Source organism: Maricaulis sp. (genome assembly GCF_030149425.1).
Classification (GTDB): Bacteria; Pseudomonadota; Alphaproteobacteria; order Caulobacterales; family Maricaulaceae; genus Maricaulis.
On the sequence record NZ_JASBRQ010000017.1, the window covers coordinates 1 to 16,437 of the forward strand.

Sequence of the window (16,437 nt, forward strand, 5' to 3'; positions counted from 1 at the left end):
AAGCTATGATTGTGTCCCCTCGATCTTGTAGTAAAGTAGCGCCTCCTTGCGAACATACCTGTACAGAAACAATGGTGTGGACGGCTAAATGGTTGTGACACCGTCCAATCGTCCGACGGCGGCGCTGGCTCTGTCGTAGAGGACCATCAGCGCGCCCAGATCGAGGCCTGGTTCAGGCGGTAACGGCTGTGGTATATAGGCCCTGGCTCGATCACCCCCCACAAGGGTATCGACAAAACTTCCTACGCGCGGATTTTGATCGGACGGCATTTCCAACCTTTAATAGCGACTCGGCATTATTAAAGAATAACGCCATATCCTTTAATTGTCATGTCACGCCATTAAATCTTCGGAGGACGTCCGCATACCGCCGCTTATGCGCGAAATGTTACCTGTGGGTGATATTCTGCGTCGGCTTCATCCCGTGGCTGTGTAAAAACTCACGAGCAGATCGGCTGATTTTGGTGGTGTGGCGGATTTTGTCCCGCTCCGGCAAGATCGCAGATCGAGACGAACGAGCCTGTCATGCCCGGATCGCGGTGATGAGCGGTTTCACGCCGAAGATCGCGATCATCCGCTTCAGATTGTAGGCAAGAACGCTCAAGCTCATCTCGGTATTGACCCGCTTGAGACCTTTGGTCAGGAAGGGGGTGGCTCCCATCCAGGACTTCAACGTGCCGAATGGGTGCTCGACAGTCCGCCTTCGGATGTTCATGGCGTCGGGCGTGTCCTCGAGGCGCTGAAGCATGGCGTCGATGACGCTTTCATGCTCCCAGCGCTTGATCCGCCGGAACGGCCCTGTCGTGCAGCGGGCTTTGAGCGTGCAGGCCTGGCACTTCGTCGTCCAATAGGCGTGAAGCGTCTGGCCCTTTTCGACAGTGGTGAACCGATACGTGAGTGTTTCGCCCGCGGGGCAGCGGTAGACGTTCTCCTCGGGATCGTAGGAGAAGTCATTCTTGCCATACCGGCCGGCGGCCTTCGCGCCTGACGTATAGGGCTTCGGCACCAGGGGCCGCGCGCCGATATCTTCGCAAGCAAGAATCTCCTCGCCGTTGAAATAACCCCGATCGGCCAGCACATCGATGCTTTCCACGCCCATCGCCGTCTTGGCTTTCTTTGCCATGGGCGCGAGCAGGGCCTTGTCGTTGACGGCATTCGTCACCTCATGCGCGACAATGAGATGATGATCGGTATCGACTGCGGTCTGCACGTTGTAGCCGACCACGCCGGACGCCTTCAGGCTTGTGGACATGGCGCGTGCGTCCGGATCGGTTAGCGATATCTGCTTATCCGGCGCAGCCAAGACCTCGGCTTCCCGGACCTTCAGCGCTTTCAGCTTCGCCTTCATCGCGTCGATTTTTTCGCGCAAACGTGTCGCCTTCGCCTCGGCCACGTCGCCGTCCTGGGCATCGGCGGCATCCAGCGATTGCAGATAGCGCGCGATGCTCTTTTCGACCTGGCCAATCCGCCGCTTCAACTTGCCGCGCGTGAAGTTTTTATCCCGCGCATTGACGGCCTTGAACTTCGCGCCGTCGATGGCGGCCACGGCCTTCGCGAACAGACCCAGCTCGCGGCATAAAACGATGAACTGCGCGCAGACGGCCTGGATCGCAGGGCCGTTGTTCTTGCGAAAATCCGCGATCGTCTTGAAGTCCGGCGCCAGCCGCCCCGTCAGCCACATCAGCTCGATATTCCGCCCCGCCTCGCGCTCAAGCCGGCGGCTCGACTGGATGCGGTTGAGATAGCCGTAGAGGTAGATCTTCAGCAGGGTCGATGGATGATAGGCTGGGCGCCCCGTGGCCTTGGGACGCATCCGATCAAAGCCCAGCGCCCCCAAATCAAGTTCTGCGACATAGGCGTCAATCACCTGGACCGGATTATCCTCGCCGACATAGTCCTCAAGACTGGGTGGCAATAGAACCTGCTGCGCGCGATCTTCGCCTTCGACAAACCGTCTCATGGCAAACCCCCATTGCAGAGCATATACCTTGAACTGATTTGCCGTTTTCACACAGCCACTCCCGGAAACGGACATGCCAGACCTGACCTGAGGCCCTCCGGCTCCCCGTTTATTTCGAGTGTCTGTCGATACGGAGACAGACGCTGCGAAAGCACCACGTGGGAGCCAGCAATACAGGAAAATTGAACGGCCGGACTTCTCTATTTTACACGCCAGCAACAATGCCACCCGTCATGCCCAAATGTCTGGTTCCGGCCCAACAACCCGAACGCCCCTTAACCCTGTGGATCTCCAGGCATCACACCAATAATCGCCTCGATCTCGACGGGGTTCACGACCTCTTTGATAATCTTATTGGATCCGGCGGAGTACCTGGCATTGCTATCGCGGAACTGAAAAGGGTCACCAACAACCGAGCCGATTTGGTTTTTGGACACCTCATCGAACCAGCATAGCAGGGCTCGCGCTTGATCGAGGCTAAAGACTCGATGATTTCGTCCATTTGTGTATCCCATTGCATCTAAGACACCGTCCGGAACCTCGGGTGCCTCCTTGCCAAAATATACGAAATGGTCGGAGATCAGCACCCTGTTGGTTCGTGTATCCGTATCGATGTTGGATTGATCCGGTGTTCCATCAGGACGGCTGTGGTGCGAGTTTTCTTGAGCCCAGGGCTCATTCGGATTGTCGCGATGATAGATGTTATCACCCAACATCATTGCGCGGCTCCCATTTCGCACGGGCCGCTTGTCCCGGAAGCGAGGATCCAACCAATACTCGTCGAATGAGAGGGTTTCGCTGACTCGCATCGCAAAAATGCATTGGCCAGTTGCTTTCAAGCTTCCTCCGCCAACGCCAAATACCCAGTCTCCAGGTCGAGCCGTTGATCGAATACGGTACTTGCAGCATGCGAGCGTGCAGAATCCATGAAAAGGATTTGGGGCAAAGCCAAAATCACGATCGACTACGTATATGTACGCCCGTGGTGGTCGAGAAGCCATAGCTAGCAGGACGAGGTTGTTCCTTCATGCACCGGCTCTCGAAGGTCGCCACCCGGCTTTTCGAACCGGTTGTCCTTGCCTTCAATAGCGTCAACAACGCTTTTCGGGTGCCAGTTCACAATGGAATGCCCATAGTCATCGAGCGCTTTTGGGACGTTGGCCTCAGTACCGCCGTGAAGGTAGACACCAACGATGCGCTTACCCAGGAGTTTCGCTTGCTCGATCTCCCAATTTACCCACCGACGCGTATGTGTTTGAGGTCCGATCAACACTACCACTGTTGACGCCCACCGCATCTTCATTCGGAGAAGGCGCTTGATCGTCGCGTCTTTCACCATGCCTTGCTCCACCCGCCGCTCGTTTGCAGGTTTCATGCGGACGGACGAATTGCGCACCTGATAGTCGCCGCGTCCCAACATGTTGGTGAACTGGTCCACCCGCGCATCATCGCGGTGGTGATGGCTAATAAAAACGTTCTTGGCCGGCACTTTAAACTCCACACCAGGGCGATTCGATTCCAAGTAGTATGGGTTACGCAGCACACCTCATCAAGCGCGTTGTTCCGCTTTTGTTTCAACGCGACCGCCTAGGGAACTATCCCCGTGGCTCCTTAGGGTCGATCTCGCAAAGCTCAAAGAAGAGCGGTACGTAATCGACGTCGCTACGTAGGCGATCCAGATTCGCGGCATTCGGCCCTAATCGCTCTCCGAGAAGCGTTGTTGCGCCACCGGTGGACAGCACCGGGATACGCCGGATGTTGGGACACAGTTCGCCGACCAACTCGAACTCATCGACGATACCCAACATACCACCAACAAATACGGCAGTCTCAAAGGCGTTTTCTGTTAGCATAGCGGTGCGCATAGAGAGAAGGCTTGCACGCCTTCTTTCGTCTTCCGATTGTCCCGCAATTTCAGGCGCCGCCGGTACATAACGCGTGTTCTCAAACCGTGCGTTATCCTCCGGATAGCGGTCGGCGAAGTATTCAGATTGGTAAAGCGTGACCCAATCGCCGTAGTTGACCCCCAAGCTCTGCGCCACGGACCAAACAATAGGCGTTATCGCCGGCTGACCGCCCCAGATCAGACGGCGGCGCCCGAGCACCACAAACACCAGAGCTTTCACAGCTGCAGCCACATCAACTGGGTCTGAGGCCGCGACAAAATGAGGCTTGCTCGGGTCAGGCAGACCCGCCGAAAGAAATACCGCTTTCCCCGTCATCCGGACGCCCTCCGGGCGAGCACATCGGCGGCATCTGCGACGCGCATAAAATCCACCTCACCAATCGACTCATCCAGCCAACCGAGGTGGGACAACCAATCGGTGGTTATCCCGGTGTGGTCGTATACCAAGAAGGGCCGGGCGTGATCAGCCGCCGCGGCTCGCAACGCGATATCGTACATCATGTTGGCTGTTGGCACTCCGATAACCGGATAGGCCCAAGCGTCGTCGCCTGATTGCAGCTCGATCGAAATGCTACGGAACGCGCCAGCTCCTCTGATTTTCGCGCCCGCCGCCTCGGCACCCGCCTTCAGTTTGCCGGTGATTTCGGTGTGGCGTGCTGCGAGACTGCGCGCTCTCAGTCTTTCAGTTTTTTCTACGATGTCCTGCAGGACATCTGCCTTCAAGAGAGGCCCGTCAAAGTCACTATGGGTCAACGGCCTTTGCTCAGACAGCTCTGCGGTTTCTTCTGGCGTTATTCCGGGCCAGACAAGCCTGAGAATACTGATGCCCATGCTTTGAGCACGCCCAAACTCCTCACGCGTCCATTTGCTCTCGAAATAGGTGGCCGTATCCAGCATCACCATCACGTCTGAATCGGTGAGGCTTTGCCATAGGTCATCCTGAAAGACCCGACCAGGGCGTATAGAGTGCGTATCCAAGAAAACTTGGAATCCACGTGCTGCCATCTGATCATGCAGCTGAACCGCAGCCTCCCGAGCCTCGGTGCGCCTATAGCTAATAAACAGGCGGCGTTGCATCCGCAGGAGGCCGACGCTCTCGAGTATGGCGGCCCCTGCTGAAGTCCACCCTTCCATGTTCGGAGAGAGCACCGTTCCATTCAGAGACTGTAGCGGCTCTGGAAACGTTTCGAAGCGTTGCTCATTCATAGCGACCGGGATGACTGGGACTCGAGCGGTGATCAGGGCGGATATAGTAGTGAGCTCATTAGCCGAAAGATCAGAGAAGCAGGCGACGACCGTCGGGACGCGGGGGTTTCGATTGCTGAGATAATCAGCGGGATCAGTAATCAGCCTGACTTCGCTTTCAGGAACATCGCCCTCAGCAAGCAGGCCCCGTAGGACGCCGATGAATAGATCGCGCGTCTCTCGTTCGGGACATCCCAGGACGAGAAGGTCATACAGGCTCATCCATTCACCATACAGGTAAGTTGGCACACAACCACAAGCGCGCGACCGCGTGACGCCCGCTTTGAACTAGGCTTGAAAGTGGATTCCAATCACGACCGAACTCACCTAGGAATTGATTCGTCCACATCCTGCCAGCTGGATCTGCAATCACATCCCAAGAACGCGTATGCGCAATCATCGAAATACTGCCGAAATTTCTGGCGTCCAAGCAGAACTCTCACCTGTCTTTTTCGGGTACTGGAAGTTCGCAGCAGAGCGTCAAAAAATCTTCTTTCGACGTATGCTAGGCTCAAACAGCCCCGCTCTCACCGATGACAGCGTTCTACGGCTGTTTAAGTTCACCAACGCCTACAGAGCCTCCGATCGAGTCAGCCAATTTCTTATCAAGAACGTGATTTATGGTGGCTACGAACACTCATCCGACGAGGATCTATTTTTCCGAATAATCCTGTTTAAGCTATTCAATAAGATCGAGACTTGGACGCTCCTAGAGCGGGAGCTGGGTGAAGTCTCTCTGGAGACGTATGCCTACACGGCGTTTGACAGCGTCCTCACGCGGGCCCTCGAGTCAGGCGAGAGGATCTATTCTGCCGCATACATAATGCCTTCTGCCGGGCGCGCTTTTGGGCAGCGCTATAAGCACCAGAACCATTTAAAACTAGTCGAATTTATGCTCGCAGAGCGGTTCCCCGAGAGAATCGCTCAAGCCTCCAAGATGTCCGACGCGTTCGAATTGATGGTTTCTGCGCCATCGATTGGTCCGTTTCTCGCGTACCAATTTGTTACCGATTTGAATTACAGCCCCCTGACATCCTTCAGCGAAATGGAGTTTGTGGTCCCAGGGCCTGGGGCTCTTGATGGAATTAGCAAGTGCTTTGCCAATAGCAGTAATCTCGATCCCGTGGCTGTGATCGAATATATGGCGGCCAAACAGGATGAATGGTTTGACCAGCTCGATATCGAGTTCCCGTCGCTTTGGGGTCGGCCGCTTCAACTGATTGATTGCCAGAACCTATTCTGCGAGATTTCCAAGTACGCCCGAGCGGCATTCCCAGAGGTTCAAGGTGTCGCCGGAAGAACCCGCATAAAGCAGAAATTCGCGCCAAGTGGACGCCCGCCAAGACCTTGGTACCCTCCCGATTGGGGAATAAACGATCAAGTCCACATGTCGTGCAGTCAGGCACTGCCGACATCGGAACAAGCCAATGCCGTGCAGTACACACTGCTTTGATCGCGTGAGATTGACGTCTTGAATGCGACGACGCCGCGACGCCACATAGTTTCTCGTAATGGTGACCACACATCCGCGCTAAACTTCCCCGGCTGAACCTCCGTCAAATCCAAGGCCGCAAATTGCTCCGCAGACGCCCTCTCAATTCCGAGCGACTGCATGATCGCGTTCTTTGCAGCGTAGTGAGATGCCAATGCTACTTCGTCTGATGCCTGAAGGCGTTTGCTCTCCGCGTCCGTCAACGAGCTTCTAGCTTCTAGCTGCTCACTACTCCCAAAATCAGGCAAAGAAACACTGAAGGAGCCAATGCCGCCAACCGCTCCAACAAGATCTACGTAAACCTCCGGTCTGAAGCTAATTTCGCGCTTATCTAGATGCACCGTGACGGTACCTTGACCGTGCTCAGTCAACGCTTGGAAGATCTTGTAACCGTCTCTAATAGAAGCTTTCCACTCCTCGAAGGAGTTCTTTTCAACCTCAAGTCCGCTCACGTATCTTCTAATGAGTTTGAAAAAGGAAAGAGGTATATCCACGTCATCGGAGAACAGCGGGATACCGTTGGTCCCATCAGCTGAATGGGCGATCTTGGCTATCGCGACGCCTTCCGAGTGGATGACCTTCAGAACGGCTTCTTCGATAATCTTAGCGCGGGCGCCGTCCTCCACTTCATCTATCAGCGGATTCTCGTCATCTTTTCGCTTTCGCTTCATGAGACTGCGGAAAACAGGCGACCAACCTAGGTGCGCGACGTTGGCCAAATGAAGCGCATCGTGAAAACGATACCCGTCGGGGTCGTAGGAGTTGTCCGTCAGATCGTCTCCCAGCTGGCGGCCGCCCATGTACATCCTGGAACGGCCGGCCGCCACAGTGAGGAACTGAATCTCGAACTGCCTTGGAAACTGCTGTGGCTTTGGACGTTCTCCATCGTGAAGCGGTGTCGGCTTGGAAGTCGGGCGCCTTAATTGTGCTTTCTCGACATTCTCTGTAACAATCTCATCTAGCGATAGCTCGTAAACGGAAGCGATCGCCGCCAAATGCCAGGCGATTTCCCCTAGTAGATCAACTATTTCACGATCTCTAATTTGATCGTGAAGCAGCCGCTCATCGTCAGAAATCAGGTGCCGCATCAATTGTCCGCTGAGTTGCGTGAGGACAGCGATGCTTACTTCAACAAGTTCGTGTGAATTGGTGCGCGCTGTCAGGTATGCAATGTTCTGAAAATCCCTGAACTTCCGCTGCTTCTTGTCTGGAAATGCGGCAGCCTGCGTGCAAAATTCTTCGATCCGCTTAACATCAAGAAGTTCTCTAAACAGCGCTGTCCGGGCATCGCTGCCCTGTAGCCGACCGCGCAGGCTTCGAAGCTGCTGAGCGAGAATGTCGTCTTCGACGCCTTCCTCTAGGTCGGCTAGAGCGAAGCAGTACCAGATAACATCGCCCAGTTCCTCTTTCAGTTCATGGCGGGTTAACAGACCTTCGGTGGTGTCACGCCGACCGCCCTCACCGAGAATCTGCTTTTTCACCGCGGAGATCACCGACCCGACCTCGGATACCAAGCCGTAGATCGCTATTCGCCGCCGCTCTTCTAGAGGACGTTCTTTGAACTGGTCAGATTCTTGGACGTGTTTCGCGTAACGCGCAATCAGCATCCGATTTATCCCCACGCCTAGTAAGTTGTAGCTCTATTTTTCTTACTAGTAATTGTACATGCTCGCTACACGTCTATTGACACTGGTTCCCTGAATTGGGTGTTTAATCCGATGGCACTATCCCGAAAGCGGCGGCCACCATGGCCCTCGACGTCCGTTTCTGCGCCGAGGCAGACGCACTTGTTCACCCAAAAAGTAGACGATCAGTCTCATTTTTCAGTTGACACACGCCCTCACCTAAGCGTGTGTTGTGGGCATGACACCTCACACGCTTCTCGCTCTGATGGCTGGAACCACGCTGCTGGGTCTGCAGGCCGCTTCGCCCTTTGGAGAGTATGTCGGCCGCTGGCCGTCCGATCCGGAGACCACCGATGATCTTCAGGCCTGGCGGCAACTGACCTACGGCGTTCAGCGCGCACTGGTGACCAGGCCCGACCGGGAGGACACGCGATCGATCGCGCTGGTCGAACCGCGTTTTCTCGACGGCATGCATGTGTGCGGCGTCTACCGGTTCGGCGGGACGGGCAACTTCGATCAGCGCTATGACGGCCTCGTCGCCCGCCTGGAGACCACCGACCTGGGCGATCCGGACGCCCCGCGGGCGCTTCCCGTCGACCTCATCACACACGAGGCCACGGCGGCGGACCTCGACCAGTACTGCCCCAACCTGCCCGATGATGTGCGCGCCGGGATCCTCGATCCCTATGCCCGGCTGCGGGCCGATCTGCCGCACTTCGATCCGGACGGGGTCGGCATGCTGGAGGGGCGCCAGCGTTTCATGATGCACAGGAGCCTTCTACGCGTCATGCCCGAACGTCCCGAAGGCACGGTCCACACGCATATGGGCCGGCCGGGCTTTCGCGAGGGGGATCATTATTGCATCGCCTATCAGCGCTCCACGCCGCAGGCACGCGCCTGGAGCCCGCACTGGATGACCATCCGCATCGATGCCTTTGCGCCGCAGAGCGATCGCGAACTGGTGCTTCCCGTGACCATCATCAACGCCGATGCGTCCCCGCAGGATGTTGCGGCCTGGTGCCCGAGCCTGGCGGCGTCGGGTGATTTTGCGCAGCTGATGACGCCGGAACACGCATGGGCGCCGGCACAGCACATCGCCTCGGTGGAAGACACGCTTACCCCGGCGGTGATCGACCATATCAATGCCAGCCTGCCCGCCGAGCCCGCTGATGGGGGACCGCCGATCACGGCCTCACTGGGTAGCCAGATCACCCTCCTGCCGCAGTCCGCCCGCCAGGTCTGCGGCACGCTCAATGTCCATCTGACCTCCGACGACACGACGCTCCACCCGATGGCCTTCAGCGCCCGGATCGCCGCGGACCGCGTGCCAGCGGGACCGCAGGATCCGTTTCCAGGCTGGGATGTGGAGATCGTCGACATTGAGCTTCTGGATGGGATGGAGGCCGGACGGGAGGCCTGCCCCGCCTTCGACCAGCCGCGCCCGGAGGGTTATGGCATCCAGGCCAATGCGTTTGATCAGGCGCAGAGCCTGGAGGCCGCGATCGAGGCCCATCGCAATGGCGAATTGGTCTGCCATTTCTGGGAGGATGATTTTACCGATCTGCCCGGCGTTGACTGGCCGGCCGATGTACCCGGCTATCCGCGCGACATCGGACCCCCGTGCCGATTCAGGGACTATGAGACGGCGCGCAACCACTCCGAGCGGATGAATGCGATGATGCGCACCCGGCTGGAAGCCTGCGACGGGGACCGCATGTGCGCCTTTCACACGCCGGATGACTAGGCCGGAAAACCAGACCGGCGCCTCACCCCAATAGCTCGTCATATCCTGCACCCAGCGCGACCGCGATCTTCTCGACCACGGTGATGGTGGGATTGCGTACGCAGCGCTCCACGCCGGAGATATAGGTGCGGTGCAGGCCGGCCTGATCGGCCAGCTCCTCCTGGGACCAGGATTTTGCCTTGCGCAGGCGCTTCATGTTGGCCGAAAGCCGATGACGAATATCCATCCGGATATCCGATAGTGATGCATCCGATTGATCTACAGCCCATGAGTCTCTTTTCTGGTTGACTCACCCCGCTATCCAAGCGTGTGTAGTCCCCATGATGACCCGGACGCACACACCACCCCGCCCCACCGGCGGCCAGCTCGGCGCCGCTGCCGAGATCATGGTCGCCACCCAGTTGATGCTCGCCTCGAACGGCCGGTTTTCCGGCTATGTCCCGCTGGTCGATGATGACGCGATCGACGTGATGATCCACGACAAGGTCAGCCACGCCACGATCGGGCTTCAGATCAAGAGCTGGACCTTCCTGGACACGGACCGGCCCCGCACGGTCCAGTTCGATATCCGGCAGAAAACCTGGCGCGACAGTCCGGACCTGGCGCTGCTGGCCGTTGCCATCGACGGCACGACAGGCCAACTGGAAACCGCCTGGCTGGTGCCCTCCGCGGAGGTTCCCGACATCGCCCAGGCGGCCAGGGACAAGATGTCCCTGCGGCCCAATCCGCGCCATGCCAGCGATGACAAGTATGCGCGCTACCGGCTCACCAGCATGCGCGCCATCGCGCAGGCCCTCATCGAGCGGCTGGACCGCTGATGCCGGCGGAAGAGGATCGCACCGACCTCTTCCACCACCTGATGGCGGAGATCACCGCCTGTCTGGAAGCCGCTGCGGCCCTGGCCGCGCAGAACCAGGCGGGTGTCCTGCCAGAGGATATTGGCCCGCTACTGGCGCGGATCGCGGAGGCCGAACGGCTGGCCCGTGCGGCCGAAGTAATAGTTGATCCGGGACAGTCTGATGGGATGTGATCGAGGCTCACCTTGAACAAAGGAGCCCGGACATGCCCCCACGCAAAGATCCCCACCATGGCGATGATGGCTTCCACGACGTCGAGCCCCTGGAGGTGTCCGACGCGGCGCTCAAAGAGATCGCCGAACACCTCGGCCGGACCGATGCCGACACGATCGCCGGCCTCCGCCACCAACTCACCAACATTGCCGCGCGCTATCGCAACTGGGACGGCCGGGGGCCGAAGAGGTTTACCCGGGGCGAAGCAGGAGCCGCGCTCGAAGAGCTTGTCAAACTCGACCGGATCACTGGGCCGGACATAATGCGTCTCAACGGACGGGCCGAAGTCGCGATGATCGACGCGTTGTGGGCAAGATACCCCAGGGGCGGTGTGATCAAGAGGCTGGCGGCTGATACGTTTTCGGATGAGGTCCTGCGTGAGACGGCGCGCGGCCTTCGCAAAAAGATGGAAGCAAAAGGCGGCGCCGATAAGGATCGCGAAGTCGACTGGCTGATCGATAAACTTGCCGCGCTCTACACCGACGCCACACAGAAAGAGGTCACGCATCACAACCGGCCCGCGCCCGGCGAATATTCCTCGCGGTCGGCCACACCGGCCGGGCAATTCATCACGGCGTGCGTCAAAGTCATCGTCGTCGAAAAACCCGACAAACCCAAGAGCTTCGACAGCTACGTCAGCACGGCCCTGAGACGCTATATCAAACGAAAAAAGAAGAAATAGGCCGAGCGGTACGAATTCGGCGGACGACTCCAGCTCGGAGATACGAGACATCGATTTCCTTTCCATACACGAAAGGAAAGTCTCATGAAGAACCTTGTTTCACCGCCGCCAGCCCTGCCTCTGCAAGGCTATACGCACTGCACAACCCAGATGCTGCTGGACCCGAATACAACGCCGGGCACGGTGCAATGGGCCTATTTCTACAAGCACGACATCACCGGCACGCCCTTGATCCTGCGCTCGCCACGCTACGAGCTGATCTGCGACAAAAAGGGCACGCGCCTGGGGAGGCGCCTGTGACCGCGCCGATCCGCGACTTGAGCGTCGAGACCGTCAAGGTCTCGGCGCTTCGCCCCTATGCCAACAATCCGCGCACGCACTCGAAGCGGCAGATCGAACAGATCGCCGAGAGCATCAGGACGTTCGGCTGGACAAACCCCATCCTGGTCGATGGCGATTATGGCGTGATCGCCGGCCATGGCCGGCTGGAAGCCGCCAGGACGCTCGGTCTGACCGAGGTGCCGGTGATGCGTCTGGCGGACATGAGCGAGGCCCAGAAGCGCGCCTATGTCATCGCCGATAATCGCCTCGCCGAGACGGCCGGCTGGGACGAGGACCTTCTGCGCCTGGAGATCGGTGCTCTCCTGGAGATGGAGCTGGACTTTCAGATCGAGGCGATCGGGTTCGAGACCGGCGAGATCGATGTCCTGCTGCAGGAGGATGATGAAGGCGCGCCCGCGGAAACCGTGCCCGAGCCGGACCCCGGCCCGCCGGTCAGCCGTATCGGCGATGTCTGGCAACTGGGCCGCCATCGTCTGACATGCGGCGATGCCCTGGACGCGGACACCTATGCCACCCTGCTGGGCGAGGAGACGGCCGATGCCGTCTTCACCGACCCGCCCTACAACGTCCCCATCGCCGGCCATGTCTGCGGGCTGGGTTCGGTCCACCACGACGAGTTCGTGATGGCGTCCGGTGAGATGAGCGCGGCCGAGTTCCGCAGCTTTCTGGATACGATGTTCGTGCGCCTCAAGGAGGTCAGCCGGCCCGGCGCCATCGCCTTCGTGTGCATGGACTGGCGGCATATCGCCGATCTCGTGCAAGCCGGCGAGGCCGGGCTCGGGCCTATGAAAAATCTGTGCGTCTGGGACAAGCAGGCCGCCGGCATGGGATCGCTCTATCGCTCCCAGCACGAGCTGGTCGCCGTCTTCCGCCATGGCAAGGCGCCGCATCGCAACAATGTCCAGCTGGGACGCCAGGGACGCCATCGCAGCAATGTGTGGGCCTATCCCGGCGTTCATGCGCGCCGGGCCGATCTCAAACTTCATCCGACCGTGAAGCCGACCGCCATGGTCGCCGATGCGATCCGCGACGTGACCGCCCATGGCGATCTCGTGCTCGATCCCTTCGGTGGATCCGGCGCCACGCTACTGGCGGCCGAGGAGACGGGCCGGCGCGCCGCGCTGGCCGAGCTCGACCCACGCTATGTCGATCTGATCGTCCGGCGCTTCCAAGAGGCGACGGGTGACAAGGCCGTGCTGACGAACACCGGGGAGACAATCGAGGACGCGCACTGGCGGCGCGCCATCGAGGAGGACCAGGAATGAGCAAGGACAAGGACTACGAGGTCGGCTATGGCAAGCCGCCCCGGCATACCCGGTTCACGAAGGGGCAATCGGGAAATCCCAGGGGGCGGCCGAAAGGCGTGAAGAATTTCCGCACCGACCTCATGGAGGAGCTTACCGAAACGATCGAGGTGCGCGAGAACGGCAAGCCGGTGGTGTTGTCCAAGCAGCGCCTGCTGCTCAAATCCATCACGGCAAAAGCCCTCAAGGGCGATGCGCGGGCGGCGGACACGCTGGTGCGCCTGATCGGCCAGCATCTCGGCCTGCCGGAAGACGCCCCGGACGAGCCGGCCCTGAGCGCGGATGACGCGGCGATCCTGGACAACTTCATCAAGCGGCGGAGTTCGACATGATCCACGACATCGACGCCTTCGACGCGGCATTGCGCACGGACTTTGCGAGCTTTCTTCAAAGGACGTTCCGCGAGCTGGAGCCGGGCGGCGAACTGTCGCCGGGCTGGCATCTCGACGCGATCGCCTGGAAGCTGGAACAGGTTCGCCAGGGCAAGATCAAGCGCCTCTTGATCACCATGCCGCCGCGTTCGCTCAAATCCATGACGGTCTCGGTGGCCTTTCCCGCCTATCTGCTTGGCCACGACCCGACCTGCCGCGTGATCACCGCCTCCTATGGCGAGGATCTGTCCGGCAAGCATGCCCGCGATTGCCGCACGGTCATGCAGTCACCCTGGTATCGCCGGGTGTTTTCCGGCACGCGCATCGCGCGCAACCGCGCTGCCGAACATGATTTCCAGACCACGCGCCATGGCGGCCGATTGTCGACCACGGTCGGCGGGGCGATGACCGGGCGGGGCGGGGATATCCTGATCATCGACGATCCCATCAAGGCCGGCGATGCGCTGTCGGATACGCGCCGCAAGGCGGTCAATGACTGGTTCTCGAACACCGCGCTGACCCGTCTCAATGACAAACGCACCGGCGCCGTGATCGTTGTCATGCAGCGCCTGCATGACGATGATCTGGCCGCCCACCTCCTCGCGCAAGGCGGCTGGGATCATCTCGACCTGCCCGCCATCGCCCAGAGCGATGAACGCATCGAGATCGGCGCGGGTCGTTTTCATGAACGCAAGGCCGGCGAGGCGCTCCAGCCGGACCGCGAGCCGCTGGATACCCTTGGGGAAATCCGCCGCAATATGAGCGCGTATGATTTTTCCGCACAGTATCTGCAGCGCCCGGTTCCGCTGGACGGCAATCTGGTCCGTCCCGAGTGGCTGACCCCCTATGACCGGCTTCCCGAGGAGAGCGAGACGGGGCCCCGCGCGCGCATCGTGCAAAGCTGGGATCTGGCCGTCAGCGACAGCACCGGCGCGGACTATTCGGTCTGCATAACCGCGCACGTGCGCGGCAAACGCATCTGGGTGCTCGATGTCTATCGCGACCGGATCAACTATCCCGCCCAGAAGAAAAAGCTGATCGCACTGGCCCGGGACTGGCAGGCCGATGTCGTGCTCGTCGAGAAGGCCGCCAACGGGACCGCGCTCCTGGACGATCTTCGACAGCTGGATGCGGCCGGCGTGCCCACGCCGATCGGCGTTCCGGTCAAGGGATCGAAGCTTGAACGTCTTTCGGTCCAGACGAGCCGGCTGGAAGCGGGCGATGTCATGCTGCCGGCGAAGGCACCGTGGCGGGCCGCCTTCCTGCACGAGCTCGCCGCCTTCCCCACTACCTCGCATGATGACCAGGTCGATGCGCTCAGCCAGCTCATGGCCTGGACGGAACGAGCCTCCCGTGACCACGGCATCGCAACGTTTTGCGAGGTCGTGCCTCTCGACCGGTTCGACTGGTAGGCATGGATGCACGCCGTTCGTCGCGGCCGACACGGTTTGCACACCCTGTCCGGCTTCCCGGTGGACTTCGCCTGCCGCCCAAGCGGTCATGCCGATCCGCTGGATCGGGAGACCAGGTATGAGCGATCGACTATCCGACATGCTGGGGGAGGCCCTGCGGTTGGCGCGCGAACTGGAAGATGAGATCGATGCGCCCGCCCTGCGCGGACGTCTGGCCGGGCTGGAAGCGCTGATCGAGCAGGCCCGCGCCATCGCCCCGCCCCTGCGAACGGCCGCGATCACACCGGGCACCAAACGCGCCGCGCTGATCGCCTGGCTGCAACAGCCCGGCGGGGCCACCGCCGAGGAGATCGAGACCGCGTTCGGCTGGTCGGCGGGCGCCCTCTCCGCCGTTCTCTCCGGCCTGCGGCGCGATGGCTATCGCCTGACCCGGTATCGCCGAAGCGGCGATCGCCGATCCACCTACCGGATCGAATAAACTACCCCTGGGACTGGACTTCAGCGCCCGCCCAAGCGTGCATGGAGAGACCCGCCCGGCCTTGTGCGCCGGGCTTGTCCCGGTGCCAGGCCCCGCATCCCGCAGGGCCGACGAACCGGAGACCCACCATGCCCCAACTCACAAAAACCCATATCGCCATCCTCGAGGCCCTGAGCCAGGCCGACGGGCCGGTTCACACCGACGCCCTCGGTGCCCTGCCCGTAAAAGGCAAGGTCCGCGACAAACAGATCGCCCACCTTGCCGAACAGGGCCTGCTTGTCTCGGGCGAGGACGGCATCAACCTCACCGATATCGGCCGCGCCGCCCTGGCCCCGCCCGAGGCTCCAGCCAAAACGCAAGCCGAGGCTCCATCCCCGACGCCGGCAGACCCGAGCCAACCCGCCGCGAAAAAACCCCGCAAGAAGGACCAGCTGATCGCCCTGCTTCAGGCCGAGGCGGGCGCCACCGTGCCGGACATCGCCGCCGCCCTGGGCTGGCAACCGCACACCACAAGGGCCGCGCTCACGGGGCTCAAGAAGGCGGGGCACACGATCGACAAACTACCGCCATTCCAGGGCAGCCGGTCCTCGCGCTACAAGCTCGTGGAGCCCGCCTGATGGCGCGTGGCAAACGATCGGTCGATATCGATCTGGACGGCCTGGTCGATCAGCCGCGCAGCGCGCTGGTGGAGCTCTGGCGCGAGGCCTTCGACGAACAGCCGCCGCGTGGTCTCAGCCAGGCCTTCCTGGCCCGCCTGCTCGCCTACGACCTCCAGGTCCAGGCGCGGGGCGGGCTCAGCCCGCGCC

Annotated in this window: 19 protein-coding genes; 12 read left to right on the plus strand and 7 right to left on the minus strand. The window is 60.2% G+C overall.

The annotated features are described in order from the left end of the window. Positions 1–523 precede the first annotated feature (523 nt). The 5 genes from Q1V57_RS03220 to Q1V57_RS03240 form a co-directional block, all read right to left on the minus strand. A complete protein-coding gene (locus Q1V57_RS03220; protein ID WP_300527540.1) occupies positions 524–1,960 on the minus strand; it encodes an IS1182 family transposase in 1,437 nt (478 codons plus the stop codon). A gap of 275 nt (positions 1,961–2,235) precedes the next feature. Further along, positions 2,236–2,961 (minus strand): hypothetical protein, encoded by a 726-nt coding sequence (locus Q1V57_RS03225; RefSeq protein ID WP_300527542.1) that lies wholly within the window; start codon positions 2,959–2,961, stop codon positions 2,236–2,238. A 2-nt stretch (positions 2,962–2,963) separates the two neighbouring features. Further along, positions 2,964–3,449, minus strand: a complete 486-nt coding sequence (locus Q1V57_RS03230; RefSeq protein WP_300527544.1) for a TIR domain-containing protein — start codon at positions 3,447–3,449, stop codon at positions 2,964–2,966. A 106-nt stretch (positions 3,450–3,555) separates the two neighbouring features. After that, a complete protein-coding gene (locus Q1V57_RS03235) occupies positions 3,556–4,182 on the minus strand; it encodes a hypothetical protein (protein WP_300527546.1) in 627 nt (208 codons plus the stop codon). Beyond that, positions 4,179–5,333 (minus strand): toll/interleukin-1 receptor domain-containing protein, encoded by a 1,155-nt coding sequence (locus Q1V57_RS03240; RefSeq protein WP_300527548.1) that lies wholly within the window; start codon positions 5,331–5,333, stop codon positions 4,179–4,181. The genes Q1V57_RS03235 and Q1V57_RS03240 overlap by 4 nt, the downstream gene beginning before the upstream one ends. 166 nt (positions 5,334–5,499) lie before the next feature. On the opposite strand from Q1V57_RS03240, the gene Q1V57_RS03245 reads away from it, so the two are divergent. Further along, complete coding sequence (locus tag Q1V57_RS03245) at positions 5,500–6,564, plus strand: nucleotide kinase domain-containing protein (protein WP_300527550.1); 1,065 nt, start codon at positions 5,500–5,502, stop codon at positions 6,562–6,564. Here Q1V57_RS03245 and Q1V57_RS03250 read toward each other — a convergent pair. Further along, a complete protein-coding gene (locus tag Q1V57_RS03250; protein WP_300527552.1) occupies positions 6,510–8,210 on the minus strand; it encodes a MazG nucleotide pyrophosphohydrolase domain-containing protein in 1,701 nt (566 codons plus the stop codon). The genes Q1V57_RS03245 and Q1V57_RS03250 overlap by 55 nt on opposite strands. 256 nt (positions 8,211–8,466) lie before the next feature. Here Q1V57_RS03250 and Q1V57_RS03255 point away from each other — a divergent pair, with 256 nt between their 5' ends. Further along, positions 8,467–9,972 (plus strand): hypothetical protein, encoded by a 1,506-nt coding sequence (locus Q1V57_RS03255; protein ID WP_300527553.1) that lies wholly within the window; start codon positions 8,467–8,469, stop codon positions 9,970–9,972. Between the two features lie 22 nt (positions 9,973–9,994). Here Q1V57_RS03255 and Q1V57_RS03260 read toward each other — a convergent pair whose 3' ends face one another. Then, complete coding sequence (locus tag Q1V57_RS03260; protein WP_300527555.1) at positions 9,995–10,198, minus strand: helix-turn-helix transcriptional regulator; 204 nt, start codon at positions 10,196–10,198, stop codon at positions 9,995–9,997. A 94-nt stretch (positions 10,199–10,292) separates the two neighbouring features. Here Q1V57_RS03260 and Q1V57_RS03265 point away from each other — a divergent pair, with 94 nt between their 5' ends. From Q1V57_RS03265 to Q1V57_RS03310, 10 genes are all read left to right on the plus strand, one after another. Beyond that, positions 10,293–10,790: a hypothetical protein gene (locus Q1V57_RS03265; protein ID WP_300527556.1), complete on the plus strand. Its 498-nt coding sequence runs from the start codon at positions 10,293–10,295 to the stop codon at positions 10,788–10,790. Continuing rightward, positions 10,790–11,002, plus strand: coding sequence for a hypothetical protein (locus tag Q1V57_RS03270; protein ID WP_300527557.1), 213 nt, complete (start codon positions 10,790–10,792; stop codon positions 11,000–11,002). Before Q1V57_RS03265 ends, Q1V57_RS03270 begins: the two co-directional genes overlap by 1 nt. A 32-nt stretch (positions 11,003–11,034) precedes the next feature. Next, the gene (locus Q1V57_RS03275) at positions 11,035–11,724 is read left to right on the plus strand and encodes a hypothetical protein (RefSeq protein ID WP_300527559.1); all 690 of its coding nucleotides are present in this window, start codon (positions 11,035–11,037) and stop codon (positions 11,722–11,724) included. Positions 11,725–11,808: 84 nt separating this feature from the next. Beyond that, positions 11,809–12,024, plus strand: coding sequence for a hypothetical protein (locus Q1V57_RS03280; RefSeq protein WP_300527561.1), 216 nt, complete (start codon positions 11,809–11,811; stop codon positions 12,022–12,024). Then, complete coding sequence (locus Q1V57_RS03285) at positions 12,021–13,331, plus strand: DNA methyltransferase (RefSeq protein ID WP_300527562.1); 1,311 nt, start codon at positions 12,021–12,023, stop codon at positions 13,329–13,331. Before Q1V57_RS03280 ends, Q1V57_RS03285 begins: the two co-directional genes overlap by 4 nt. Then, entirely contained in the window at positions 13,328–13,702 is a 375-nt protein-coding gene (locus tag Q1V57_RS03290) for a DUF5681 domain-containing protein (protein ID WP_300527563.1), read from the plus strand. The genes Q1V57_RS03285 and Q1V57_RS03290 overlap by 4 nt, the downstream gene beginning before the upstream one ends. Continuing rightward, on the plus strand, positions 13,699–15,153 hold the full coding sequence (terL, locus tag Q1V57_RS03295; protein ID WP_300527564.1) for a phage terminase large subunit: 1,455 nt from the start codon (positions 13,699–13,701) through the stop codon (positions 15,151–15,153). The genes Q1V57_RS03290 and terL overlap by 4 nt, the downstream gene beginning before the upstream one ends. A gap of 118 nt (positions 15,154–15,271) precedes the next feature. Beyond that, positions 15,272–15,631: a DUF3489 domain-containing protein gene (locus Q1V57_RS03300; RefSeq protein ID WP_300527565.1), complete on the plus strand. Its 360-nt coding sequence runs from the start codon at positions 15,272–15,274 to the stop codon at positions 15,629–15,631. Between the two features lie 128 nt (positions 15,632–15,759). Next, on the plus strand, positions 15,760–16,248 hold the full coding sequence (locus Q1V57_RS03305; RefSeq protein WP_300527566.1) for a DUF3489 domain-containing protein: 489 nt from the start codon (positions 15,760–15,762) through the stop codon (positions 16,246–16,248). Further along, positions 16,248–16,437 (plus strand): DUF2924 domain-containing protein (locus Q1V57_RS03310; RefSeq protein ID WP_300527568.1); only part of this gene is annotated, 190 nt, incomplete at its 3' end. The genes Q1V57_RS03305 and Q1V57_RS03310, both read left to right, overlap by 1 nt.

Bases quoted from the DNA above. Each gene is read 5' to 3' on its own strand.
- Q1V57_RS03220 (WP_300527540.1), bottom strand. From the start codon at position 1,960: ATGAGACGGTTTGTCGAAGGCGAAGATCGCGCGCAGCAGGTTCTATTG.
- Q1V57_RS03225 (WP_300527542.1), bottom strand. From the start codon at position 2,961: ATGGCTTCTCGACCACCACGGGCGTACATATACGTAGTCGATCGTGAT.
- Q1V57_RS03235 (WP_300527546.1), bottom strand. From the start codon at position 4,182: ATGACGGGGAAAGCGGTATTTCTTTCGGCGGGTCTGCCTGACCCGAGC.
- Q1V57_RS03240 (WP_300527548.1), bottom strand. From the start codon at position 5,333: ATGAGCCTGTATGACCTTCTCGTCCTGGGATGTCCCGAACGAGAGACG.
- Q1V57_RS03245 (WP_300527550.1), top strand. From the start codon at position 5,500: ATGCGCAATCATCGAAATACTGCCGAAATTTCTGGCGTCCAAGCAGAA.
- Q1V57_RS03250 (WP_300527552.1), bottom strand. From the start codon at position 8,210: ATGCTGATTGCGCGTTACGCGAAACACGTCCAAGAATCTGACCAGTTC.
- Q1V57_RS03255 (WP_300527553.1), top strand. From the start codon at position 8,467: ATGACACCTCACACGCTTCTCGCTCTGATGGCTGGAACCACGCTGCTG.
- Q1V57_RS03260 (WP_300527555.1), bottom strand. From the start codon at position 10,198: ATGGATATTCGTCATCGGCTTTCGGCCAACATGAAGCGCCTGCGCAAG.
- Q1V57_RS03265 (WP_300527556.1), top strand. From the start codon at position 10,293: ATGATGACCCGGACGCACACACCACCCCGCCCCACCGGCGGCCAGCTC.
- Q1V57_RS03270 (WP_300527557.1), top strand. From the start codon at position 10,790: ATGCCGGCGGAAGAGGATCGCACCGACCTCTTCCACCACCTGATGGCG.
- Q1V57_RS03275 (WP_300527559.1), top strand. From the start codon at position 11,035: ATGCCCCCACGCAAAGATCCCCACCATGGCGATGATGGCTTCCACGAC.
- Q1V57_RS03280 (WP_300527561.1), top strand. From the start codon at position 11,809: ATGAAGAACCTTGTTTCACCGCCGCCAGCCCTGCCTCTGCAAGGCTAT.
- Q1V57_RS03290 (WP_300527563.1), top strand. From the start codon at position 13,328: ATGAGCAAGGACAAGGACTACGAGGTCGGCTATGGCAAGCCGCCCCGG.
- terL (WP_300527564.1), top strand. From the start codon at position 13,699: ATGATCCACGACATCGACGCCTTCGACGCGGCATTGCGCACGGACTTT.
- Q1V57_RS03300 (WP_300527565.1), top strand. From the start codon at position 15,272: ATGAGCGATCGACTATCCGACATGCTGGGGGAGGCCCTGCGGTTGGCG.
- Q1V57_RS03305 (WP_300527566.1), top strand. From the start codon at position 15,760: ATGCCCCAACTCACAAAAACCCATATCGCCATCCTCGAGGCCCTGAGC.